This window comes from Faecalibacterium sp. OF03-6AC, assembly GCF_003478175.1.
Lineage (GTDB): Bacteria > Bacillota > Clostridia > Oscillospirales > Ruminococcaceae > Faecalibacterium > Faecalibacterium taiwanense.
In genome coordinates, this window is the sequence record NZ_QUEN01000001.1 from 350,179 (window position 1) to 372,257 (window position 22,079).

Here is a 22,079-nt window from a genome sequence, read left to right on the forward strand (position 1 = left end):
GTCTTACTCTCCTAACTTTTTCTCGTCCTTGGGACGGTCGTTCAGGTGGCGTTCGTGAATATCGGTGGAAAGCACCTCGTCCGGCTTCACGGCATATTCGCCGGTAAAGCAGGCGGTGCAGAATCCGCATTTTGTGTTCTTTGCAAGCTGGACAACATGCTCAGTGGAAAGGTAGCCCAGCGTATCGGCCCCGATCACTTCATTGATCTGCTCGACCGTGCGGCCGGTGGCCACCAGCAGCTTCTGATCCGGAATGTCAGTGCCGAAGTAGCAGGGGTACTTGAACGGCGGTGCCGACACCATAAAGTGCACCTCGGTGGCACCTGCGTCCCGCAGCAGCTTGATGATGCGGGCAGATGTGGTGCCGCGCACGATGGAGTCATCCACCAGCACCACACGCTTGCCCTTGACCGTGCTGGAAACGACGTTCAGCTTGATGCGCACGCTATTCTCGCGCTGCTTCTGGCTGCCCTGAATGAAGGTGCGGCCGATGTACTTATTCTTAATAAAGCCGATGCCATAGGGGATGCCGCTCTCCTGCGAGTAGCCGAGAGCTGCATCCAGACCGGAATCCGGCACGCCGATGACCACGTCCGCTTCCACGGGGTGTTCCTGTGCAAGGAACCGGCCGGCCTGCTTGCGGGCCTCGTGCACCGAGCTGCCCTCGATGATGCTGTCCGGGCGGGAGAAGTAAATAAACTCGAACACGCACATCTGGGTGTCCGGCCGACCGCAGTGATCCTTGATGCTGCGCAGCTCACCGGTTTTTGCGTCTGCCACCACGATCTCGCCGGGCTCCACGTCCCGCAGCAGGGTGGCACCGGCAGCGTCCAGTGCACAGCTCTCGCTGGCAAACACATAGCCGCCGCCGGGCAAGGTGCCGATACACAGGGGCCGGTAGCCGCGGGGGTCGCGCACTGCAATGAGCTTGGTGGCCGACATGATCACCAGACTGTAGGCACCCTCCAGCACATCCATCGTCTTGCTGATGGCGGTCTCGATGCTGCCCATGCGCAGGCGGTTGCGGGTGATCAGGTAGCAGATCACCTCGGTATCGGAGGAGCCGTGGAAGATGGCTCCTTCATTTTCCAGCTGGCGGCGCAGCTCGATGGCATTGGTCAGGTTGCCGTTGTGGCACAGTGCCATGGTGCCGCGGCCGTGCCGGACGATCATGGGTTGTGCATTGGCGCGCACACGGCTGCCTGCCGTGGCGTAGCGCACGTGACCGGTAGCCATGTGCGCATTGGGGTTTGCCAGACTTGCCAGCACCGCCGGGGTGAACACCTCGTTCACAAGGCCGAGGTCGCGGTGGCCGTTGATCACGCCATCATCGTTCACGGCGATGCCGCAGCTCTCCTGACCACGGTGCTGCAGGGCATACAGAGCCGAGTAGGCCGCAGCGGCCACATCCTCGGTACCGGCACGGTCGTAAATGCCGAAAACGCCGCATTCTTCGTGCAGCGGATATGCAAAATCAGACATTGGTTCTCCTTTACAGCTGGGCGATCTCAGCCTGCAGCTTTTCCTCTTTGGCAGCGATCTGTGCGGCCATGGCGGTGCGCTCTGCTGCCAGCTTTTCGGCCAGAGCGTCGTCGCTCAAAGCCAGAATTTCCGCAGCCAGCCATGCGGCGTTCTTGGCACCGTTCAGAGCCACCGTTGCCACCGGGATGCCGCTGGGCATCTGCACCGTGGCAAGCAGGGCATCCATGCCGTCCATGGCACCGCCCTTCATGGGAATGCCGATCACCGGCAGGGTGGTGTTGGCAGCAAAGGCACCCGCCAGATGTGCTGCCATGCCTGCTGCGCACAGGATCACGCCGAAGCCGTTGGCACGGGCGCTTTTGGCAAACTCCGCTGCCCCGGCAGGGGTGCGGTGTGCCGAAAGGATGTGCGCCTCAAAAGGGATGTCCAGCGCTTTCAGCTGGGCACATGCGCCCTTTACCACCGGCCAATCGCTGTCAGAACCCATGATCACAGCCACTTTACGAACCATATCCAAACCTCTCTTTCTCAACCGACAAACAAAAAAGGCTGCGGTACACCCGTACCACGGCCTTTAATTCTGCGTATGCTCTCCCGACGCTTTGCACAAAGTTGCACGATGCCCCTGACATGCCCGAATGTTGTTTCGACCCATGAGACCCGGCAGCATCTTCATCATTGAAGTTCTCCTCCGCAGTTCCTTGTGCTTGCGTTTTCAGGCGGCGGAAAAGCCCTTTCTGCGGGCCGCCGTCCCTGTACTACATACAGTTTACGGCAAAAAAACATCTTTGAAAAGAGTGTTCCCACAAATTCTACCTTGTGTTTTCATGCCGTCAAAAAACTTTCAAAAGTTTTGTGCAGTTTCGACATTGTTTTTCTTTTTAAGTATGACTTATATTTTAAGTATATTTTATGTAAATAGGATGCGTTAACTTTTTGTACAATAGACGGACTTTTTTAAAAAATAATTTTTGCTGTAATTGCCCGTGCAGCACGGATGAGGTCCGCTGGGGCACAGCACACCTGCGTGCCGATGCGCCCGCCGGAGACATAGACCTTCTCCTGCGTCAGCACGCTCTCATCGAACACGGTCTTATACTGCTTTTTCATGCCTACCGGGCTGCAGCCACCGCGCACATAGCCGGTGACCTTGTTGATATCGGCCACATGGATCATGGCAACGCTTTTTTCGCCCACACTGCGGGCAGCGGCTTTCAGGTCCAGCTCTGCTGCCACCGGAATGACGAACACAAAATAGTTTTTGCTATTGCCCTGCGTCACCAGCGTCTTATACACGCAGGCAGGGTCTTCGCCCATGCTGCCGGCCACATCCACACCTGCCACGGCAACGCCCTCTTCATGAGCGTACTCGTGGGCGGTGTAGGGCACCTTTTCACGTTCCAGAATGCGCATGGCATTGGTTTTTGCTTCTTTTCCCATCTCTGATATCCCCTTCTGATTGCATTAAACAGACTCCTTCCGTCATCGCTACGCGATGCCACTGCTCCCCTTTTTGTCACTTGCGTGACATCTGTTCCTCTCTTTGTCACCTGTGGTGACATTTCTCCCCGGCGCGGGGAGAATCTGTCCCGGCCGGGGGAAGTCTTTCTCATTGAGGGAGGCTTTGGCAGCCCACACAACGTTTCCTGTTTTGCCAAGGGCGCCCTCTCAGAGGGAGCTGTCGAGCGTATGCGGGACTGAAGGAGTTTTTTCTATTCTACCACTTTCTTCAAAAAAATTCAAAATTCTCTTGACTTCAGTTTCCTGAAGTGATATCATAGCGTCACACACTTCAGAACCCTGAAGTTTGACACTGCAAGCTGCGGCAAAGGAGCCGGTCTCCCTCGCCGTTTCACACGATAAGGCAAAGGAGACAAAACACTATGATCATCGTACTCAAACAGGACGCACCTGAGGTACAGGTACGCGAGTTCTGCCACGAACTGCAGGATATGGGCCTGCAGATCAACGATTCCAAGGGCAGTGAGAGCCACATTCTGGGCCTGATCGGCGACACCAAGGCCGTGGCCGAGAGCTGGGTGCTGGCAAACCCGGTGGTGGAGACCTGCCGCCGCGTGACCGAGCCTTATAAGAAGGCCAACCGCAAGTTCCACCCGGACGACAGCGTGATCGATGTGGACGGCGTAAAGATCGGCGGCGGCAGCTTTGCCGTGATCGCCGGCCCCTGCAGCATTGAGAGCGAGGAGCAGATCACCTACTGCGCACAGCGCGTAAAGGCTGCGGGTGCTTCCCTGCTGCGCGGCGGCGCATTCAAGCCCCGCACCTCGCCCTACTCCTTTCAGGGTATGCGCAGCGAGGGCCTCGACCTGCTCAAGCTGGCACGCCGTGCCACCGGTGCTCCCATCGTGACCGAGATCATGAACACCGAGCACCTGCCCCTGTTCGAGAATGTAGACCTCATTCAGGTGGGTGCCCGCAACATGCAGAACTTTGAGCTGCTCAAGGCCGTCGGCCGTCAGAACAAGCCGGTGCTGCTCAAGCGCGGCCTTGCCAATACGCTGGAAGAGTTCGTGATGAGCGCCGAGTACATCATGGCTGAGGGCAACGAGAACGTCATCCTCTGTGAGCGCGGCATCCGCACCTTTGAGACCAGCATGCGCAACACCCTCGACCTTGCCGGTGTGGTGATGCTGCACAAGATGACCCACCTTCCCGTTATTGTGGACCCCAGCCATGCCTGCGGCCACGCATGGATGGTGCCGGAGCTGGCAAAGGCCGCTGTTGCTGCCGGTGCCGATGGCCTGATGATCGAGGTGCACAACAACCCCGCCAAGGCAAAGTGCGATGGTGCCCAGAGCCTGACCCCTGACCAGTTCGACGAGCTGATGCAGTTCATTGGCAAGGAAGTGGAGTTCTTTGGCAAAAAGCTGAACTAAGGCATTTTACATCCTCCTTCAGTCTGCTGCGCAGACAGCTCCCTCAAGGAGGGAGCCTCTGGCGAACCGAAAAAACTTTCCGGTTCTGTCAAAGGCCCCATCTTTGAGGGGGCTGGCATCGCGCAGCGATGACTGGGGGAGTTTTTGTTTTCTTTTGCTCTTATTTATGGTATACTATAGTGTATTTTGAATCTGTCCTTTAAAAAGAGGTATCATTATGAAAGCACATATCGCACGCAACCAGAACGCCGGTGTCCCGCTGGTTCTGGGCTGGAACCTTTCCCCCGCCGACCGCGGCAAGCTGGAAGGCATGGCTCCTGCTTTTGGCATGAAGCTGCTGCTCGTCTCCCCTGCCGATGCGGGCAAGACCGTGGCCCAGCTGCTGGGCGAGGTGGAGACCAAGGCCGCCCGCACGCTGGTGCTGGAGCCGGGTGCCTACCCGCCGGCAGTGGTTCTGGCCAACTTCAAGGAGAAGGATGTGGACACCCTGCTGGATCTGATGAAGCAGGCACAGGTCACCATTCCGCTCAAGGCCGTTGTGACTCCCTCAAACCGCAGCTGGGTGTTCGGCGATCTGCTGGCCCACCTGCAGGAGGAGCACGCCGCCTTTACCGCCGCAAAGGAGAACCACACCGTATGAAGACCCGCGCAAACCGTTTCGTCAGCGCCCTGCTGGCCGGGGTGCTCTGCCTGAGCCTGCTGGCAGGCTGTGCCTCCAAAAAGAAAGAGCTTACCCGCTATTCCACCGTTTTTTATGATGTGTTCGATACCGTAACGCAGGTGATCGCCTACTGCGAGAGCGAGGAAGAATTCAACACCCAGATGGATGCCCTGCACGCAGACCTTATTACCTATAATCAGCTGTATGATATCTACAACGATTACCCCGGCGTGACTAACGTCAAGACCATCAACGACAATGCCGGCAGCGCTCCGGTGGAGGTGGACGACCGCATCCTCTCCATGCTGGAGCTGGCCGACCAGATGTACCAGACCACCAACGGCAAGCTGAACATTGCCATGGGCAGCGTGCTGAATATCTGGCACAATTACCGCGAAGCTGCCGAAGCCGCCGAGACGGATGCCGACAACAAGCTGCCCACCATGGAAGAGCTGGAAGCAGCCGCCCAGCACTGTGATATCAACAACGTGATCATCGACGCGGATGCCAAGACCGTTTATCTGGCCGACCCGGAAATGTCGCTGGATGTGGGCAGCGTGGGCAAGGGCTACGCCGTGGAAATGGTGTGTCAGGCTGCCGAGGCCCGCGGCCTGACCAGCGCTCTGGTGAGCGTGGGCGGCAACCTGCGCGCCATTGGTGTAAAACCGGACGGCAGCCAGTGGACCGGCGGCGTGGAAAACCCGTGGAGTTCTTCGGATGTATACACCTCGGATTCCATGCTGGACGGTGCCATCAACATGAGCGATATGGCCCTTGTGACCAGCGGCGACTACCAGCGCTACTACGTGGTGGACGGCAAGCGCTACCACCACCTGATCGACCCGAGCACCCTGTTCCCCGCTGCCTACTTTAACGGCGTGACCGTGCTGTGCAGCGACTCCGGCCTTGCCGACTGCCTGACCACCGGCCTGTTCTGCCAGCCGCTGGAGGACGGGATGAAGATCGTGGAAAGTCTGGACGGCGTGGAAGCCATGTGGTGCACACCGGATCAGCAGGTCATCACCTCTTCCGGCTGGGATTCCCATTTGAAAAAGTAACCCTTAAAACGGCAAAAGGCCGACGCAGCACTGCGTCGGCCTTTTGCCGTTTTATCAGATGGTGAACTGCACCACACAGAATGCAGCGTAGATGCACAGCAGCGCAATGCCCTGCGGGCGGCTCAGCTTGCCCTTGAAGAGGGCGGGCAGGGTGAGCAGCAGCATCACGGCGAACATGACCGGGAACTCCAGCACCAGCGATGCATTGTGGCCGAAGAGCAGGGAGTTCTGCGGGATGGTGAAGGGTGCCACCGCGGCGGAAACACCGCTCACCAGAACCAAATTGAACACGTTTGCACCAATGACATTGCCCAGCGAAAGTGCACCGTGGCCCTTTGCCAGCGAGGTGATGGCCGTTACCAGCTCCGGCAGCGAGGTGCCCAGTGCCACAAAGGTGAGCGCGATCACCGACTCCGGCACGCCCAGTGCCTGTGCGATCAGGGTGCCGTTATCCACCAGCAGATTCGCGCCCACAGCAATGAGCACCGCGCCCACGGCCAGCAAACCCAGCTCCTTGGCAAAGGATGCATTTTCTTCCGGTTCTTCCTCTTCTTCCGGGGCGGGGGCGTTCTTCATGGCCATCACGTTGCAGATGATATACGCTGCGAACATGGCCAGAAGGATCAGGCCCACCGGGCGGGAGAAGTAGCCGGTGGTGTAGGCCACCCCGGCATAGAAGGCCGCTGCCACAAAGAAAAAAAGCACCGGCGTGCGCAGGCTCTTGGGGTCTACCTTGCCCGGCTTCACCGCAATGGTGATGGCCGCAATGAGCGATGCATTGCAGATGATCGAACCGATGGCGTTGCCGTAGGCGATCTCGCCGTGGCCGGTGAGAGCCGAGGTGGTGGAGACCATCACCTCCGGCAGGGTGGTGCCGATGGACACCACGGTGGCACCGATGAGCAGCTCCGGCACATGGAAGCGACGGGCAATGCCCGTGGCACCATCCACGAACCAGTCACCGCCCTTGATGAGGCACAGCAGGCCCACGATGAACAGCAAAACAGGAATGAGCATAGTTTTTCTCCTTTTGTTTTTGGCAGAGCGGCAATAAAAAAGAGACCTTTATTACATCCTGCCCAGAAATGGGAAGGTGTAATAAAAGTCTCAAGCATCCGGTGACACAGCGGGCATTTCTGCCGGGATGTCGCTGCGCCACAGCGCACCGTTTTTGCAAAACGAGCGCCCTTTACTCCCTTTTATCCGAAACGTATTATACCGGTTTTTGCACCAAAGTGCAAGAGGAACGTTGAAATTTCAGCCAGCCTTGGCTACTTTTTTGGCATTGGGATAAATGCGCTCCATGCGGGCATCGTCAAAATGCGCATCCAGCAGCGTATCGATGCTGTTTTTGGGCGCTTCGCCGCTGGTGCGGGCATCGTAGCGGGCAAGGGCCAGCGCACTGGTGAGCATGTTCACCGCCATGAATACGGCCAGCACCGCAGTTACCCACGGGCGGATATGGCTGCGCACCTTTGCCATGCCCTTTTCCACCAGCGGATAGCCGTAGCGCATCCACGCCACCGCTGCAATGCCCCAGAAAAAGCAGTACAGCAGGTTGATGCGCCCGCCCAGATTGAACTTGAACTTGCTGTAGTCCCAGAACACGGTGCCGAACAGCAGCTCGGTGACGGCGCTGCACACGTATTCGTACACACCGCCCATGACGGTGCCGAAGGCGAACAGATAGCGGTCGCTTTTGTCCTTTTCCTGCCGCAGCAGCACTGTAGCCATCACCAGTGCCAGCCCCCACACCACGCTGAACGGCCCCCAGACCAGACTGGAGCGGCTCATCCACACGCCTGCCGTCACGCGGCAGAACACCGTCTCCACCATGTCGCCCAGAAACGCGCCGATCACGAACAGCCACAGCAGGTCGGACACGCTGAGAAAGTTCTTTTCCCCCTTCCGGAGCGCAGTCTGCTCCTGCCGGGCCGCAGCCGGGTAAGCATACTGGATGCGTTTTTCAATGTAAAGCGCGATCCTGCGGCGCAGCGTGTCCGACCGCTCCCCCAGTCTCTGGTTGAGCTGCTCCAGCATCGGGTGCCGGGCCGCATACTGCTGCACCAGCACCGCCGAACCGATCTGGTCCAGTACCGCCACCGTCAGCGAGACCCATACTGCCGGGCGCAGCAGCCAGACAGGGATATGCGCGCACAGCTGCAGCAACACATTATTGCCCCACAGCACACTTGCCGTGCCCAGCGCACCCCACAGCAGCGAATACTGCAGGCACACATAGCCGTTCAGATTGAATTTTTTTCCGGAATAGTCCCACCACTTGCGGCGGTGCAGGCGTTCCAGCAGCTTGGCGGTGATCCATTCCATCACCGTTGCCGCCATCATACAGGCAAAGAACAGGTAGACCGGCTCGGTGCGCAGGTCGCTGAAACTCACGGCCAGCAGCACACCGGTGGTACCGTAGATAAAGCAGAACGGGCCTGCCGCCGCACCGCGGTTGGCAAACCTTCCGCCCCGGATGGTCGCGACTACCGTCTCAGCCACCCAGCCCAGAAAGGAATATACTAGATAAATAACACCCAGAGTATAGAAGTTCAGCGTCATAGGCATCCTTTCGCTTGTGGAATTTTGTCGATACACTGATTGTACCCGGTTTAAGCATATTCTACAAGAGCTGTTGTGAAAAATTCACAAAAGCCGTCCTGCCTGCAAAAAGGGCCGCCGTGCATTCAAACGCACAGCGGCCCTTTCTTATTGATTCAGTTTACAGCTCACAGCTGGCTCTTATACAGCTCCACGATCTCCTCCACGCTGGTGTCGCGGGGATTGCCGGGACGGCAGGCATCTGCAAATGCGGACTCGGCGAGGAACTGGATATCCTCTTCCTTCAGGATGCCGTGCAGATTTGCGGGGATGCCCACGTCTGCGCCCAGCTGCTTGACGGCGGCGATGGTTGCATCGGCGGCAGCAGCATCGTTCATCGCATCGATGCCCACAACGCCCATGGCCTTGCCCACGGCGCGGTAGCGCTCACCGGCAACGGACTTGTTGTACTCCAGACCCACCGGCAGCAGGATGGCGCAGGCCACACCGTGCGGGGTGTCGTATAGAGCGGACAGGCCGTGTGCCATGGAGTGGACGATGCCCAGACCCACGTTGGAGAAACCCATGCCGGCGATGTACTGGCCCAGAGCCATGCCCTCGCGGCCTTCCGGGGTGTTCTGCACTGCGCCGCGCAGGCTCTGGCTGATGAGCTTGATGGCTTCCAGATGGAACATATCGGAGATGACGCAGTGGCCCTTGGTGATGTAGCCCTCGATGGCGTGGGTCAGAGCGTCCATGCCGGTGGCGGCGGTCAGGCCCTTGGGCATGGAGGACATCATATCGGGATCGACCACGGCGATCTCGGGGATATCGTTGGTATCCACGCAGACGAACTTGCGCTTCTTCTCCACATCGGTGATGACGTAGTTGATGGTGACCTCAGCAGCAGTGCCGGCGGTGGTGGGAACAGCGATGGTGAACACAGCGTGCTTCTTGGTGGGTGCAACGCCTTCCAGAGAGCGGACATCCGCAAACTCGGGGTTGTTGATGATGATGCCGATGGCCTTTGCGGTATCCATGGAGGAGCCGCCGCCGATGGTCACGATGCAGTCAGCTTCAGCAGCCTTGAAAGCGGCCACACCGTCCTGCACGTTGGCGATGGTGGGGTTGGGCTTGATCTCGCTGTAAACAGCGTAGGCAAAGTTTGCAGCATCCAGCAGGTCGGTGACCTTCTTGGTGACGCCGAACTTGATCAGGTCGGGATCGGAGCAGACGAAAGCCTTCTTGTAGCCGCGGGCGGTCAGTTCGGGAACGATGTTCTCAATGGCACCGTGGCCATGGTAGGAGATGGTATTCAGAACAATGCGGTCAGCCATAGTTATTTTTCCTCCAAATCTCTTTTCCGCCGCTTTTCGGGCGGAACTCTCTATTTTTCAGCATAACACATTGTCAAAAACTTTGCAATGTGAAATTGTTTGAATTTATTGTAAATTTTTATCAATGTGCAGTGTTTTATGGGCACTTTTTCCAATTTCCCACAGTTTTATGTTGTTTTTTCTTTTTCCCCTTGACAAACAGAGCAAATCGTGTATTATTGTATCAAGCGCTTAACACAGTAAGACGAGGAGATGATACCATGGGCGAACAGTTTGATGCCAGCCGCCCGATCTATGCCCAGCTTGTGGAACGGCTGAAGGCCCGGATCCTGGCCGGCACCTACCCGCCGGGCGGGCATCTGGATTCGGTACGGGATCTGGCCGCAGCCGCCGGGGTGAACCCAAACACGATGCAGCGGGCCCTTGCCCAGCTGGAGACGGAAGGTCTGGTGCGCACCGAACGCACCGCAGGCCGCTATGTTACGGAGGACACTGCATTGATCGAACAGCTTCGCGCCGACACCGCCCGGACGCTGGCGTCGGATTTTCTGGAAAAGATGCGCGGCATCGGCTACAGTCCCGCACAGGCAGCCGCGCTTTTGGAACACTGGGACGCAAAGGAGGACCGCAATGAGTGAACTTTTGAGCTGTGAAGCACTGACCAAGTGCTACCAGAAGGATAAGACCGCACTGGAAAATGTAGACCTGCACATCGGCTTTGGCCGCATCGTGGGGCTGCTTGGCCCCAACGGCAGCGGCAAGACCACCCTCATCAAGCTGGCAAACGGTCTGCTGCAGCCCAGTGCAGGCAGCATCCGGATCGCCGGCATGACCCCCGGGCCGGACACCAAAGCCATCGTGTCCTATCTGCCGGATGCTGACTGGCTGCCGGACTGGATGCGTGTGGAGCAGCTGGTGGAAATGTTCCACGAATTTTATGCCGATTTTGACCCCGCTAAGGCAAACGAAATGCTGGCCCGGCTGGAACTGGAACCGAAGGCGCGGCTCAAGACCCTCTCCAAGGGCAGCAAGGAAAAGGTGCAGCTGATCCTTGCCATGAGCCGTGCCGCAAAGCTCTACCTGCTGGATGAGCCCATTGGCGGCGTGGACCCTGCTGCCCGGGACTATATCCTGAGCACCATCCTGAACAACTACAGCCGGGATGCGACCGTCATTCTATCCACCCACCTCATCGGCGATATCGAGCCAATTCTGGACGAAGCCGTCTTTTTGAAGGATGGCCGGGTGTTCGCCCACCGCAATGCCGAAGAGCTGCGCGAGACCGAGGGCATGAGCGTGGATGCATATTTCCGGGAGGTATTCAAATGCTGAAACAACTGTTAAAATATGAATTCAAGGCCACCGGCCGCACCTATGGCGGGCTGTATCTGGCCCTTGTTGCGCTGGCAGTGCTGAGCGGCTTTTCCCTGCGCAGCTCTTCCAAGGACGACTTTGCATCTCTGCTGCTGTTCGCCTATATGATCGTAGCCGTTGCGGTGGCAGTGGTGTCCGTGATGACCATTGTGACCCGCTTCACCCGCAATCTGCTGGGCCGCGAAGGCTACCTGATGCACACCCTGCCGGTGACGGAAAGCCAGCTCATCCTTTCCAAGCTGATCTCCAGCGTGGTGTGGATGCTTTGCAGCAGCATCGTGGGTATTTTCTCCTTTGCGGTGATGCTGCTGGCTCTGTCTCTGAACAGCGCGGCCCTGCAGCAGCTGCCGGAGCTGTGGCAGAAAGTGGTAGAGATCTTCCGAGAGATCTTCCGCATGACCGGCAGCTCCGGGTGGCTCTGGCTGATCTTTGAAACGCTGAACGGGCTGGTGGCACTGGTGTCCAGCATCCTGTGCATCTATGCCGCTTGCATGATCGGCCACCAGTTCAAAAAGCACATGGTCCCGGCCGGTATTCTGGCATTTTTCCTGCTGTCCTTCCTGCAGAACTGGCTGAGCTCCGGTGTCAGCAGTGCCGACATGCTGCAGGCTGTTTCCTATCCCACCCTTGGCGGTGTAGATGTTTCCATTGCTGCGCCCAGTGCGTTCACCACCCTGTTCGGGCTGGCGGTCAGCATTGCCTTTGCCGCAGGGTACTTTCTGCTGACCCGCTGGCTGATGGAGCATAAGCTGGATCTGGAATGATCTTAATGTCCTCCGCTTTCGCTCTGGACATTTTCAGCGGAACTATTTCTTAATTGCAATTTGTAAAAGGCCGAACCATAAACTTCATCTGATACAAAAAACATCTGCAAGCTGCCCCATTCCGGGCAAAGCTTGCAGATGTTTTTCTTGTTATAAAGTGTTCAGCACTCGTCGTACTGCTTTTTTAGGTAGTTCAGGCATTCCACCGCGTTTTCCGGGGTGGTATTCTCCAGCGTTGCAAAGATATAGGGCTTTTCCTGCTTTGCAAACCGCAGGATGGCGCGGTAGTTCTCCATGCCTCCCTGCCCTGCACCCGTAGCAGCCAGCTGGCCGCCCGCATCTTTGCGCAGGAAATCCTTGAAGTGGATCATGGCGATGTCCTTGCCCAGAAGCTCGATGGCCTCGGCGAACACTTCCTCGCGGCGGTCCACATTTTCCATGTTCAGCAGGTTGACGGGGTCGAACAGGATCTGCAGGTTCGGGCTGCCGATCTCGTCCAGCACGGTGCGGGCGCGTCTGGCATCGTACACGATGTGCTTGACCACCGGCTCAATGGCAATGGTCACGCCGTACTGCTCGGCACAGCGCACCACCGGCTTGAAGTTCCGGATAAAAGTAGCAAGGGCTTCGTCGCTGCGGCACTCCGGGCAGAACTTGTACTCTGCGTTGGGCGCACCGGTCTCGGTGCCCACCATACCGCAGCCCAGCAGGCTTGCAAAGCGGATGTGCGCATAGTATTTTTCCTGAATGGTGTGCAGGGCATCCGCATCCGGGTGGGCAAGGTTCAGGTAGTTGCCCAGCACGGCAATGTCGATGCCGTTTTTCTCAAACAGATGCCTCAGATACAGCGCGTAGCCGGGGGTCAGGGCGCTGGGGGTGCAGGGCAGCTCCTTGAAGGATTTGCTCAGAGCCACATGGGCGCAGGTAAAGCCTTTCTGGCGCACCAGCGGCAGCACCTGTTCAACGGGCAGCTTTTCCGCGTCATGCAGACGCAGGCCGAATTGGATCATGGAAAACCTCCTCCTTTCCCGCACAACACGCGGGGTTGCATTGACCTTATTATACACGAAAGCTGCGTTCCATGGAACCGCCTGAAACAAAAAAAGAGCATCACTTTGCACCCTCAATGGATACAAATGATGCTCTTTTTGCAGATCTGGTCCTGGCAGACGCGGCTCTTTCTCAGCGCCGGTACTTTGCAGCGGCCTGCAGGCGCTGCATCGCACGGTCGAGCGCGATCTTGCTCTGATAATATTCATGCATGCTCTGCTGATGCTGCAAACGCTCTGCGGCACGGATGCGGGCAGCCTCGGCACGGTTCTTGTCGATATCCTCCGGGCGCTCGGCGCTGTCCACCAGCACCATCACATAGGCAGGCGTCACCTCGGCAATGCCGTCGCCTACCAGGATGTCCCGGCTTTCACCGTTCACCTCAAAGTGCAGGATGCCCATGTGGATGGCCACCAGTACCGGGCTGTGTCCAGCCTGTATGCCGTACACGCCATCACTGATGGGCAGCACAAGGTCTTCGCAATCGCCCTGATAGTACTCACCGCTGGACGCAGTGATGTTCAGCATGAACTTGTTCATCAGACGGCACCGCCCTTTTCTTCAGCCAGCTTTTCCGCCGCCTTCTGGCGGGCATCTTCCAGCGTACCAACGTTGAAGAACGCCCACTCCGGCAGGTCGTCGGCTTCGCCGTCCACAATGGCGGCAAAGCTGCGCACGGTATCCTGCAGGGGCACATACTTGCCCTTCAGGCCGGTAAAGTTCTCGGCCACAGCAAAGGGCTGGGACAGGAACTTCTGCAGCTTGCGGGCGCGGGCGACGGTGAGCTTGTCGTTCTCGTCCAGCTCGTCCATGCCCAGAATGGCGATGATGTCCTGCAGCTCCTGATAGCGCTGCAGAATGGACTGCACCTTGCGGGCCACGCGGTAGTGCTCCTCACCCACGATATCCGCTTCCAGAATGCGGGAGGTGGATGCCAGCGGGTCCACGGCCGGGTAAATGCCCTGCTCCACGATCTTACGGGACAGCACGGTAGTGGCATCCAGATGTGCAAAGGTGGTGGCGGGGGCTGGGTCGGTCAGGTCGTCGGCGGGGACGTAGACGGCCTGCACCGAGGTGATGGAGCCTTCCTTGGTGGAGGTGATGCGCTCCTGCAGAGCGCCCAGCTCGTTGGCCAGAGTGGGCTGATAGCCCACAGCAGAGGGCATACGGCCCATCAGAGCGGACACCTCGGAGCCTGCCTGCACGAAGCGGAAGATGTTATCAATGAACAGCAGCACGTCCTTGTGGGTCTCCTCACGGAAGTACTCTGCCATGGTCAGGCCGGTCTCGGCAACACGCATACGTGCTCCTGGGGGCTCGTTCATCTGACCAAAGACCAGTGCGGTCTTATTCAGAACACCGGACTCGTTCATCTCGCCCCAAAGGTCGCAGCCCTCGCGGGAGCGCTCGCCGACGCCGGTGAAGATGGAGTAGCCGCCGTGCTCGGTGGCCACGTTATGGATCAGTTCCTGGATCAGCACGGTCTTGCCGACGCCTGCACCGCCGAACAGACCGATCTTGCCGCCCCTTGCATAGGGGGCCAGCAGGTCGATGACCTTGATGCCGGTCTCCAGGATCTCGGTCGCGGGCTTCTGCTCCGCAAAGCTGGGGGCCTTGCGGTGGATGGGCCAATGCGGCACATCATCCACAGAGCCCTTGCCGTCGATGGGTCTGCCCAGCGGGTCGAACATGCGGCCCAGCGTGGCTTCGCCCACCGGTGCGGTCAGGCCGTGGCCGGTAGCGGTCACGGTCATGCCCTTGCCAAGACCCTCGCTGGCGGAAAGCATGATGCAGCGCACAGTGGTCTCGTTGACATGCTGTGTCACTTCCATCGTGCGCTCGGTGCCCTCAGCGGTCACGGTAAGCGCTTCCTGCAGGGCAGGCAGCCTGCCTGCGGTGAACTGCACGTCCACCACAGGGCCGGCTACGCGAATAATAGTTCCCTGTATCATACGATTGCCTCTATACTAATTTGTAAATACGTTTTATTCCGCCCGGTTCTGCACAGCAGCCGCACCGCCGATGATCTCGGTGATCTCCTGCGTGATAGAGCCCTGACGGGTGCGGTTGTACTCCAGCTGCAGCTCACGGATCATATCGTTGGCGCTCTTTGTGGCGGAATCCATGGCGGTCATGCGGGCGCTCTGCTCTGCGCAGAAGCTCTCGGTCATGGCACCAAAGATCATGCCGTGCATGTAGATGGGCGCGGTCTGCTCGAACACCGTCCATGCAGACGGGAACATCTCCACCTCGCCCTTCGGGTCGCCCAGACCCTTGGGAGCGGGCTGAAGATGGGCGCGGTCCAGCGGCAGCAGACGCACCATGGTCGGTTCGCTGGTCAGTGCATTCTCGATGCGGGTATAGATGAGATAGATCTCATCCAGCTTGCCGGTCTTGAAATCATCGATGGCATCCACCGTGATATCGCGGGCGCGCTGCAGCGTAGGCTCGGTAGCGCTGTAGTGGAAATCCTCCACCAGACGCGGGTCCTTGTGGTACAGGGCGCGGTAGCCGGTCTGACCGATCACATAGAACCGGTCGTTCTCATCCGCATTTTCCTTGAGGAACTTGATGATGTTCTGGTTGTAAGCGCCTGCCATGCCCTTATCTGCCGTCAGCACAATGTAGGCCCGCTTGGGGTTTGCGATATTGCGCTCGTGGAAGAACGGATGCACCGGCTCTTCCGGCAGGTGGGGCACCACGCGGGAAATTGTGTCGCGCATACGGTTGAAGTAGGGCGACACATTCTGGTAGTTCTTGCGCGCTTTGCGCAGCTTGGACGAGGAGATCAGATACATGGCGTTCGTGATCTTCATGGTGTCCTGAATGCTCTCAATGCGCTCCTTCAGCAGCTTACTGGACGGCATGGCTGTCGCCTCCCGCATAAGCTTTCCAGGCGTTCAGGATGGCATCGACCATATCCGGTTCGAGCTTGCCGGCAGCAGTGATCTTATCCATCGTACCGGACACATCCGCGCGGAACTGACGCACAAATGCGGAAGTTTTGGCGCGCAGCTCGGCAGTGGGCAGCTGATCCAGCATACCGTGGGAAGCCAGCACCAGCGTGACCACCTGCTCTGCATCGGACTTGGGCTGGTACAGCGGCTGCTTGAGCATTTCCGTCAGTGCCTTGCCGTGATCCAGCTGGCGGCGGGTCTCTGCATCCAGATCAGAGCTGAACTGTGCAAAGGACTCCATATCCTTGTACTGTGCCAGTTCGATACGCAGGTTTGCGTTGGCCTTCTTCATAGCCTTGGTCTGGGCAGCGCCGCCCACACGGGACACCGACAGGCCCACATTGACAGCCGGGCGGTTGCCTGCATTGAACAGGGCGCTCTCCAAAAAGATCTGGCCATCGGTGATGGAAATGACGTTGGTGGGGATGTAGGCGGAAACATCGCCTGCCTGCGTCTCAACGATGGGCAGTGCAGTGATGGAACCGCCGCCCAGCTTGTCGCTCATGCGGCAGGAGCGCTCCAGCAGACGGGAGTGCAGATAGAATACATCGCCGGGGTAAGCCTCACGGCCCGGAGAGCGGCGCAGCAGCAGAGAGATGGCACGGTAAGCCACTGCATGCTTGGACAGATCATCGTAAACGATCAGCACGCTCTTGCCCTTGGACATGAAGTATTCGGCCAGTGCGGTGCCGGCATAGGGTGCGATGTACTGCAGGGGAGCAGAATCCGAAGCAGTTGCCGCCACGATGGTGGTGTAGCTCATGGCACCGTGCTTCTGCAGATCGCCTGCCACGCGGGCGATGGAAGAAGCCTTCTGGCCGATGGCCACATAGATGCACAGCACGCCGGTGTCCTTCTGGTTCAGGATGGCATCGGTGGCAATGGAGGTCTTGCCGGTCTGGCGGTCGCCGATGATCAGCTCACGCTGGCCGCGGCCGATGGGGAACATGGAATCGATGGCGAGGATGCCGGTGTGGAGCGGAGTATCCACGCTCTGACGCTCCAGAATGCCGGGGGCCTGCTTTTCGATGGGGTTGTAGCCCACAGCTTCAATGGGGCCTTTGCCGTCGATGGGCTCGCCCAGCGGGCTGATGACACGGCCCAGAAAGGCATCGCCCACCGGGATTCCGGCACGCTTGCCGCTGCGGGTCACCAGAGTACCCACGCCCACCTTCTCGATATCGTCGAACAGCATGACACCCAGATGATCGGGTTCCACACTTTCCACCATGCCCTTTGCACCGGTGTCAAAGGTAACGATCTCGCCGTAAACGGCCTTGTCCATGCCCTTGACATCCACAACGCCGTCGGCGGCGGAAATGACCGTACCGCCCTCAGAAGCCTCGGCAGCGGGCTTGTAGTCCTCTGCGCGGGTCTGCATGGTGGCAAGATCGGGGGTGCCTGCGGTGATGTTCTCCAGCATATGCTTTGCAGAGTTGTCGATCACCTGGTCGCCCACCTGCAGCACATAGCCGGAGATCAGCTCCGGCTCCACGCTGACGGTGATCACCACCTCAGCGCCGTACTGCTTTTTGAGCTGGGTGCGGATGCGCTGCAGCGCCTCCTCAGAGGGAGTGCGGGCGCAGTGCAGATATGCTTTCAAGGTCTCAGCTGCGCTTGCCATCGCTGTCCCCCGCTTTCTGCAGCAGGTCGTCCAGCAAACGGGCATCGTCCTGCTGCGTCAGGTTGCGTTCCAGCACCTTGGCGCACACGGTACGGGTCAGGTCAGCGATCTGAGCATCGGCCTGACGCAGCTTGCTGGCACGCTCTGCCTCTGCAGCTGCCTTGCCCTCGGCCACGATGGCATCGGCCTGACGCTGTGCGTCGGCCAGCAGCTGTTCTTTCTGTTTCTCAGCCAGCTGCTCACTTGCCTCGCGGCGGGCAGCAGCTTCCACATCCACATTGTGCAGCTTGTCTTCTGCTGCATTCAAGGCAGCCTGTGCCTTGTTCTTTGCTTCCTGCGCATCAGCCATGCTTGCATCCACCATCTGCTGGCGCTTTGCGATCACATCCTGAACAGGCTTGAACAGGAACTTACGCAGCAGCACATACATGATGAGGACGTTCACAACGGTCCACAGCAGGTTCATATCCAACTTCAGCATTCGTACGCGCCTCCGTTACTGACCCAGGAACAGGATGATCAGCAGTGCAACGACGAAGCCGAAAATTGCAGTACCTTCTGCCAGAGCAGCGCCCAGCAGCAGGTTCGTCTGGATCTTGCTGGAAGCTTCCGGCTGACGGCTGATAGCCTCAGCTGCCTTGCCAGTTGCAATACCAATACCAATACCACCGCCAATGCCGGTCAGCGCTGCAATGCCAGCGCCCAGAGCAACCAATCCGCTCATAGTTAAATCTCCTTTTTCATTTGAAATAAGTAAAAGTTTTGGTTTATTCCTCTTCATCGCCGATGGTCTCTTTCATGAACAGCGAAGTCAGGAACACGAACACGTAGGTCTGAATCAGACCATCGAACAGGTCAAAGTACAGGCTGAACACCGCCGGGACGAACACAGGCACCACGAGCTTGATCAGCTCCATGATAACAAATGCGCCCAGCACATTGCCGAACAGTCGCATGCACAGGCTGGTGGGGCGGATGGCGATCTCGAGGATGTTCATGGGGGTCATGACCGGGGTGGGAGCGGCAAGGCTCTTGAGAAAGCCAACGCCGCCGCGTGCACGGATGCCGGCACCCTCGATCAGCACAATGCTCATCAGCGCCAGCGCTGCGGTCACGTCCAGATCCTTCGTGGGGGGCTTGACACCGAACACACCGATCAGGTTCGAGAAGGCGATGTAGATGGCTACGGTCACCAGATACGGCACATAGCACTTATTTTTTTCGCCCAGCAGACCTACAAAGAAATCGTTGCCTGCGGTGTAGGCCATTTCCAGCACAGCCTGACGCTTGCTAATATGGTCCACCTTCAGGTTCCGGGTAAGCAGGATCGAGCCGATGACGACGATCAGCATGATCACCCAACTGATGACCACGGATTCCGGGATCTGCATCGGGCCGACCTTGACGTACTCGACAGTCAGTTCTTCCATCAGGGCTTTGGTCAGATTGCTCAATTTATTTTTCCTCCTTCCTGAAGAATGGGATTTTGGGGGCAAGGTGCCATGCCGGTGTGCGGCACAGCGTCCTTCTTATCGCTCGAAGAAAGGCGCAGCTTTGTGAAAAAAGTAAGGAAGGTGTTCGGCTCTGTCCGGTCACACCCTCCCTCCTGCACGGGTCACTTCGTCTTTTTTCGTTGTGTATGATAGTACGATTGACGAAAATTGGCAAGTGGCTTTGTGCACATTCTACATTTTAGGTGATTCTACTGCATTGATATATTAAAAAAGTTGTGCATCTTGTCCAACAAAGCACTCTTCGCATGTACTTTTTCCACAAATTTCTTAGCCAATTCTTAGGTTTCAATGGCTTTTTCAGGGCATTCCGGGAAATATTTCCATCAAAAATGCCCCATTGTACATACTTTATATGCCCGATATATAAAATTCGTATAGGTGTCTCGTCTGGGATTACACCCGCTCTTATACATATTTATTATAACTGCATATCTAAAATCTGTCAGTCCTCCTGTTTTGCGCCGCGGCGGAACACCAGCCGGAAGATGGCACGGGCAAGCGGCCCGCAGTACAGCATCTGCTTTTCGTCGTGACTTCCTCGGCAGCCCTCCCTGCAGGGCACAGAGTTCCTCTCCAAAGGGTCTGATTGCCCGGACACACCGCGCAGAAAGCAGCATTTTGCACGTTCTATCTGCTATTTTTCAAGAACTGCACAATTATATGTTTCTATCCTTGTGCACTCTGCGAATAGACAAATCGATCAGAAATATGTATAATAAAGCCAGAAACCAGAGAAGTACAGCAGAAGCTCAAGAGAGAGCTAATCCCGCTGACTTGAAGCAGAAAGGAGCGAGACCGATGGTCGATATGGAACCCGCACAGTTTGGACAGGCTGTCGGGATTCGCTGAGAAGCAAAACAGAGGCTCACCACAGACGGGATGTTTCCCCCGTATAAAAACACAACAAAAATGAGCCAGTCTTGAGCATCAAAAATGCGATTACACGACAACCTGTCGATAAACTTAACCCCCAGCGATTCAAATAGATCCGCCGGAGATGATTCCTATGAAGGTATCTTTTGTACGGAGAACATTATTTGAATAGCAAAAAAGGAGTTCTACCAATGTACTAAGTAGTTTGCCCCTGGCGAATCTAACTCGAAAGAATGTGGTAATATGAAATTCATCTTCCGAATCTCGGTGCCGCACTCCATCAGTTAAGAGAAGGGTCAATCCAATGTACTAAGTAATCAGTCCCCTTGAAATAGATTCTCAGTTTCCAGTAGTTTCTAAGGAGAGTCACCCTATGAAACGTTTACTCCGAAAATGAGGAACCCCAAGGAGAAGAGGCTTATGACTCCGAAGAAGTAAGTATCCAGCCGGACGAAGGCTTGCAACCGCCTCGTCCGGCTGGTTTTATTTTGTGCTTTTTCAACCAACAGTTGATGCCCGATTTGTGCAAATTTTACGCTGCGCGGTTGAATACCGTCCTTTGTTTTTGCACTTTTCTGTGGTATACTGTGGAAAAAGATGGGAGGTGCATTTCATGGAGTCATTCTTTTCTTTTTCCACTCTGTTCAACCTTGTGCTGACCGTTATCTGGTTCATCTCCGGCATTCGGGATCTTCAAGGCAAAGACCCGTTCCTCGATCTGCCGTTCAACCAGTATCACCGCGACCCGGAATACCGCGCCTTCTGGCAGAAAAAGAACGGCGTATTTTACATACTCAACAGCATCGCCTTTCTGATCTTAGCCTTCACACCTGTTACATCGCTGATCTACCGTATCCTCTTCGGCATTGCCATCGTGGGGGACCTTCTTTATCTTGTCGCCTACGAAAGCTGGAACCATAGTGCGGATTGACAGCCGGAAAGGGGCCACCATGAATTTGAATCTTTCGGATTGGGACTGGCTGAATGCTGGGCTGGGCGTATTGTTTTTATACCGCGGCATTCGGGACCTGTACAATGGCACCGGCACCGGCTGGAGCAGCGAGGACGAAAAGCAGCACTTCCACAGATCCTTCGGCATCCTGTCGATCCTTTGCGGTGCACTCTATCTAGTCAACATTTTTCTGCCCAAGGTCGAGCCGCTGCGCTCCATTTTGATGGTGGCAGCGCTCGTGTTCAGTGTTGTTCTGCTGATCTCGCATCTGTGCTATCTCTTGAGCAAGGACGACAAAAAATGAGGGGGTTCCATGGAAGTTATCTTTTCGATTTTAGTCGCACTTTTCGGCATTGGGTTCGGCATTTTTATGGCACTGCAGCCGGAGGATGCCATTGCCCTGCATGACCGTGGGCGGTATACGCAGACCGAGCCAACGGAAAAGTACATCAAGCAGACCCGGTTGGAAGGCATTGGGCTTTCGGTGCTCTGTGCCGTACTTCTGGTGGTGCTGCTGTTCGCACCCCAATAATACTTTGCAGCTTGCCTCTTGCGGATTTTTTCTCACCCTGTTACAATGAGAAAAAAACGCAGGAGGTATTTTATTATGGTCAAGCATGTGATCCTGTGGCAGCTGAAAGACGAGCTGTCCGACGCCGAAAAAGCCGCCGTCAAGGAAGGCATCAAGGAAGGGCTGGAAGGTCTGGCAGGCAAGGTCCCGGGCCTTGTGGAAGTGCATGTCAACATCCACGGTCTCCCCTCTTCCACCGCCGACCTGATGCTGGACACCACCTTTGAAAGCGCCGAAGCCCTTAAGGGCTACTCCGTCCATCCCGCCCATGTGGCTGTGGCCGACGGCAAGGTGCGGCCCTACACCAAGGCACGGTTCTGTCTGGATTACGAGATTTAATGTTGACAAACCCACCGTTTTTGCGTATTATAGACATAACAATGTAAATTGGCTGTGAAGAGAAGAGTACGCACCGTCTGCG

At 57.1% G+C, this 22,079-nt stretch carries 24 protein-coding genes and 1 other annotated feature (1 of these 25 running past the window's edge); of the genes, 10 read left to right on the forward strand and 14 right to left on the reverse strand.

Annotated features, from left to right (window positions below; all coding sequences use genetic code 11):
- Positions 1-3: 3 nt before the first annotated feature.
- The 3 genes from purF to ybaK form a co-directional block, all read right to left on the reverse strand.
- Positions 4-1,482: an amidophosphoribosyltransferase gene (purF, locus tag DXA66_RS01615; RefSeq protein WP_118526396.1), complete on the reverse strand. Its 1,479-nt coding sequence runs from the start codon at positions 1,480-1,482 to the stop codon at positions 4-6.
- Positions 1,483-1,492: 10 nt separating this feature from the next.
- On the reverse strand, positions 1,493-1,993 hold the full coding sequence (gene purE, locus DXA66_RS01620; protein ID WP_097775213.1) for a 5-(carboxyamino)imidazole ribonucleotide mutase: 501 nt from the start codon (positions 1,991-1,993) through the stop codon (positions 1,493-1,495).
- 446 nt (positions 1,994-2,439) lie between these two features.
- Positions 2,440-2,922 (reverse strand): Cys-tRNA(Pro) deacylase, encoded by a 483-nt coding sequence (gene ybaK / locus DXA66_RS01625; RefSeq protein ID WP_005944468.1) that lies wholly within the window; start codon positions 2,920-2,922, stop codon positions 2,440-2,442.
- Between the two features lie 443 nt (positions 2,923-3,365).
- Here ybaK and aroF point away from each other — a divergent pair, with 443 nt between their 5' ends.
- The 3 genes from aroF to DXA66_RS01640 all read left to right on the forward strand — a co-directional run bounded on the left by aroF (position 3,366) and on the right by DXA66_RS01640 (position 6,098).
- Positions 3,366-4,379: a 3-deoxy-7-phosphoheptulonate synthase gene (aroF, locus tag DXA66_RS01630; RefSeq protein WP_097776488.1), complete on the forward strand. Its 1,014-nt coding sequence runs from the start codon at positions 3,366-3,368 to the stop codon at positions 4,377-4,379.
- Between the two features lie 217 nt (positions 4,380-4,596).
- Complete coding sequence (locus DXA66_RS01635; RefSeq protein WP_118526398.1) at positions 4,597-5,019, forward strand: DUF3783 domain-containing protein; 423 nt, start codon at positions 4,597-4,599, stop codon at positions 5,017-5,019.
- A complete protein-coding gene (locus tag DXA66_RS01640) occupies positions 5,016-6,098 on the forward strand; it encodes an FAD:protein FMN transferase (protein WP_118526400.1) in 1,083 nt (360 codons plus the stop codon). The genes DXA66_RS01635 and DXA66_RS01640 overlap by 4 nt, the downstream gene beginning before the upstream one ends.
- Before the next feature lie 54 nt (positions 6,099-6,152).
- On the opposite strand, the gene DXA66_RS01645 is transcribed toward DXA66_RS01640, so the two are convergent.
- The 3 genes from DXA66_RS01645 to fucO all read right to left on the reverse strand — a co-directional run bounded on the left by DXA66_RS01645 (position 6,153) and on the right by fucO (position 9,979).
- Complete coding sequence (locus DXA66_RS01645) at positions 6,153-7,115, reverse strand: calcium/sodium antiporter (protein WP_118526402.1); 963 nt, start codon at positions 7,113-7,115, stop codon at positions 6,153-6,155.
- A gap of 240 nt (positions 7,116-7,355) precedes the next feature.
- Positions 7,356-8,663 (reverse strand): putative ABC transporter permease, encoded by a 1,308-nt coding sequence (locus DXA66_RS01650; RefSeq protein WP_118526404.1) that lies wholly within the window; start codon positions 8,661-8,663, stop codon positions 7,356-7,358.
- Between the two features lie 167 nt (positions 8,664-8,830).
- Positions 8,831-9,979 carry a lactaldehyde reductase gene (fucO, locus tag DXA66_RS01655; protein ID WP_118526406.1) on the reverse strand — a complete coding sequence of 383 codons (1,149 nt, stop codon included), beginning with the start codon at positions 9,977-9,979 and terminating at the stop codon, positions 8,831-8,833.
- 260 nt (positions 9,980-10,239) lie between these two features.
- Here fucO and DXA66_RS01660 point away from each other — a divergent pair, with 260 nt between their 5' ends.
- From DXA66_RS01660 to DXA66_RS01670, 3 genes are read left to right on the forward strand one after another with little or no spacing between them, the layout of a single operon-like run.
- A complete protein-coding gene (locus DXA66_RS01660) occupies positions 10,240-10,617 on the forward strand; it encodes a GntR family transcriptional regulator (protein ID WP_005944480.1) in 378 nt (125 codons plus the stop codon).
- Entirely contained in the window at positions 10,610-11,311 is a 702-nt protein-coding gene (locus DXA66_RS01665; RefSeq protein WP_118526408.1) for an ABC transporter ATP-binding protein, read from the forward strand. Before DXA66_RS01660 ends, DXA66_RS01665 begins: the two co-directional genes overlap by 8 nt.
- Positions 11,305-12,117 carry a hypothetical protein gene (locus DXA66_RS01670; protein WP_118526410.1) on the forward strand — a complete coding sequence of 271 codons (813 nt, stop codon included), beginning with the start codon at positions 11,305-11,307 and terminating at the stop codon, positions 12,115-12,117. Before DXA66_RS01665 ends, DXA66_RS01670 begins: the two co-directional genes overlap by 7 nt.
- A gap of 161 nt (positions 12,118-12,278) precedes the next feature.
- On the opposite strand, the gene DXA66_RS01675 is transcribed toward DXA66_RS01670, so the two are convergent.
- The 8 genes from DXA66_RS01675 to DXA66_RS01710 all read right to left on the reverse strand — a co-directional run bounded on the left by DXA66_RS01675 (position 12,279) and on the right by DXA66_RS01710 (position 19,202).
- Positions 12,279-13,127 (reverse strand): sugar phosphate isomerase/epimerase, encoded by an 849-nt coding sequence (locus DXA66_RS01675; RefSeq protein ID WP_118526412.1) that lies wholly within the window; start codon positions 13,125-13,127, stop codon positions 12,279-12,281.
- Between the two features lie 172 nt (positions 13,128-13,299).
- Entirely contained in the window at positions 13,300-13,707 is a 408-nt protein-coding gene (gene atpC / locus DXA66_RS01680; protein WP_118526414.1) for an ATP synthase F1 subunit epsilon, read from the reverse strand.
- Positions 13,707-15,119 (reverse strand): F0F1 ATP synthase subunit beta, encoded by a 1,413-nt coding sequence (gene atpD, locus DXA66_RS01685; protein WP_118526416.1) that lies wholly within the window; start codon positions 15,117-15,119, stop codon positions 13,707-13,709. Before atpD ends, atpC begins: the two co-directional genes overlap by 1 nt.
- A 33-nt stretch (positions 15,120-15,152) precedes the next feature.
- Positions 15,153-16,034, reverse strand: coding sequence for an ATP synthase F1 subunit gamma (gene atpG, locus DXA66_RS01690; RefSeq protein WP_118526418.1), 882 nt, complete (start codon positions 16,032-16,034; stop codon positions 15,153-15,155).
- On the reverse strand, positions 16,021-17,748 hold the full coding sequence (atpA, locus tag DXA66_RS01695; protein ID WP_118526420.1) for a F0F1 ATP synthase subunit alpha: 1,728 nt from the start codon (positions 17,746-17,748) through the stop codon (positions 16,021-16,023). Before atpA ends, atpG begins: the two co-directional genes overlap by 14 nt.
- Positions 17,732-18,229: an ATP synthase F0 subunit B gene (locus DXA66_RS01700; RefSeq protein WP_118526422.1), complete on the reverse strand. Its 498-nt coding sequence runs from the start codon at positions 18,227-18,229 to the stop codon at positions 17,732-17,734. Before DXA66_RS01700 ends, atpA begins: the two co-directional genes overlap by 17 nt.
- Before the next feature lie 15 nt (positions 18,230-18,244).
- Positions 18,245-18,472 carry an ATP synthase F0 subunit C gene (atpE, locus tag DXA66_RS01705; RefSeq protein ID WP_118526424.1) on the reverse strand — a complete coding sequence of 76 codons (228 nt, stop codon included), beginning with the start codon at positions 18,470-18,472 and terminating at the stop codon, positions 18,245-18,247.
- A 43-nt stretch (positions 18,473-18,515) separates the two neighbouring features.
- Complete coding sequence (locus DXA66_RS01710; protein ID WP_165853702.1) at positions 18,516-19,202, reverse strand: F0F1 ATP synthase subunit A; 687 nt, start codon at positions 19,200-19,202, stop codon at positions 18,516-18,518.
- A gap of 1,546 nt (positions 19,203-20,748) precedes the next feature.
- Here DXA66_RS01710 and DXA66_RS01720 point away from each other — a divergent pair.
- The 4 genes from DXA66_RS01720 to DXA66_RS01735 all read left to right on the forward strand — a co-directional run bounded on the left by DXA66_RS01720 (position 20,749) and on the right by DXA66_RS01735 (position 21,997).
- Entirely contained in the window at positions 20,749-21,066 is a 318-nt protein-coding gene (locus tag DXA66_RS01720; RefSeq protein WP_118526426.1) for a hypothetical protein, read from the forward strand.
- 19 nt (positions 21,067-21,085) lie between these two features.
- Positions 21,086-21,391 (forward strand): SdpI family protein, encoded by a 306-nt coding sequence (locus DXA66_RS01725; RefSeq protein WP_097776475.1) that lies wholly within the window; start codon positions 21,086-21,088, stop codon positions 21,389-21,391.
- Positions 21,392-21,400: 9 nt separating this feature from the next.
- The gene (locus DXA66_RS01730) at positions 21,401-21,619 is read left to right on the forward strand and encodes a hypothetical protein (protein ID WP_118526428.1); all 219 of its coding nucleotides are present in this window, start codon (positions 21,401-21,403) and stop codon (positions 21,617-21,619) included.
- 75 nt (positions 21,620-21,694) lie between these two features.
- Positions 21,695-21,997 carry a Dabb family protein gene (locus tag DXA66_RS01735; protein ID WP_118526430.1) on the forward strand — a complete coding sequence of 101 codons (303 nt, stop codon included), beginning with the start codon at positions 21,695-21,697 and terminating at the stop codon, positions 21,995-21,997.
- 45 nt (positions 21,998-22,042) lie between these two features.
- Positions 22,043-22,079: a binding site (T-box leader), on the forward strand; it runs 204 nt beyond the window's last position.

Coding starts and splice junctions, on each gene's coding strand:
- purF (WP_118526396.1), bottom strand. CDS start 1,482: ATGTCTGATTTTGCATATCCGCTGCACGAAGAATGCGGCGTTTTCGGC.
- purE (WP_097775213.1), bottom strand. CDS start 1,993: ATGGTTCGTAAAGTGGCTGTGATCATGGGTTCTGACAGCGATTGGCCG.
- ybaK (WP_005944468.1), bottom strand. CDS start 2,922: ATGGGAAAAGAAGCAAAAACCAATGCCATGCGCATTCTGGAACGTGAA.
- aroF (WP_097776488.1), top strand. CDS start 3,366: ATGATCATCGTACTCAAACAGGACGCACCTGAGGTACAGGTACGCGAG.
- DXA66_RS01635 (WP_118526398.1), top strand. CDS start 4,597: ATGAAAGCACATATCGCACGCAACCAGAACGCCGGTGTCCCGCTGGTT.
- DXA66_RS01640 (WP_118526400.1), top strand. CDS start 5,016: ATGAAGACCCGCGCAAACCGTTTCGTCAGCGCCCTGCTGGCCGGGGTG.
- DXA66_RS01645 (WP_118526402.1), bottom strand. CDS start 7,115: ATGCTCATTCCTGTTTTGCTGTTCATCGTGGGCCTGCTGTGCCTCATC.
- DXA66_RS01650 (WP_118526404.1), bottom strand. CDS start 8,663: ATGACGCTGAACTTCTATACTCTGGGTGTTATTTATCTAGTATATTCC.
- fucO (WP_118526406.1), bottom strand. CDS start 9,979: ATGGCTGACCGCATTGTTCTGAATACCATCTCCTACCATGGCCACGGT.
- DXA66_RS01660 (WP_005944480.1), top strand. CDS start 10,240: ATGGGCGAACAGTTTGATGCCAGCCGCCCGATCTATGCCCAGCTTGTG.
- DXA66_RS01665 (WP_118526408.1), top strand. CDS start 10,610: ATGAGTGAACTTTTGAGCTGTGAAGCACTGACCAAGTGCTACCAGAAG.
- DXA66_RS01670 (WP_118526410.1), top strand. CDS start 11,305: ATGCTGAAACAACTGTTAAAATATGAATTCAAGGCCACCGGCCGCACC.
- DXA66_RS01675 (WP_118526412.1), bottom strand. CDS start 13,127: ATGATCCAATTCGGCCTGCGTCTGCATGACGCGGAAAAGCTGCCCGTT.
- atpC (WP_118526414.1), bottom strand. CDS start 13,707: ATGAACAAGTTCATGCTGAACATCACTGCGTCCAGCGGTGAGTACTAT.
- atpD (WP_118526416.1), bottom strand. CDS start 15,119: ATGATACAGGGAACTATTATTCGCGTAGCCGGCCCTGTGGTGGACGTG.
- atpG (WP_118526418.1), bottom strand. CDS start 16,034: ATGCCGTCCAGTAAGCTGCTGAAGGAGCGCATTGAGAGCATTCAGGAC.
- atpA (WP_118526420.1), bottom strand. CDS start 17,748: ATGGCAAGCGCAGCTGAGACCTTGAAAGCATATCTGCACTGCGCCCGC.
- DXA66_RS01700 (WP_118526422.1), bottom strand. CDS start 18,229: ATGCTGAAGTTGGATATGAACCTGCTGTGGACCGTTGTGAACGTCCTC.
- atpE (WP_118526424.1), bottom strand. CDS start 18,472: ATGAGCGGATTGGTTGCTCTGGGCGCTGGCATTGCAGCGCTGACCGGC.
- DXA66_RS01720 (WP_118526426.1), top strand. CDS start 20,749: ATGGAGTCATTCTTTTCTTTTTCCACTCTGTTCAACCTTGTGCTGACC.
- DXA66_RS01725 (WP_097776475.1), top strand. CDS start 21,086: ATGAATTTGAATCTTTCGGATTGGGACTGGCTGAATGCTGGGCTGGGC.
- DXA66_RS01730 (WP_118526428.1), top strand. CDS start 21,401: ATGGAAGTTATCTTTTCGATTTTAGTCGCACTTTTCGGCATTGGGTTC.
- DXA66_RS01735 (WP_118526430.1), top strand. CDS start 21,695: ATGGTCAAGCATGTGATCCTGTGGCAGCTGAAAGACGAGCTGTCCGAC.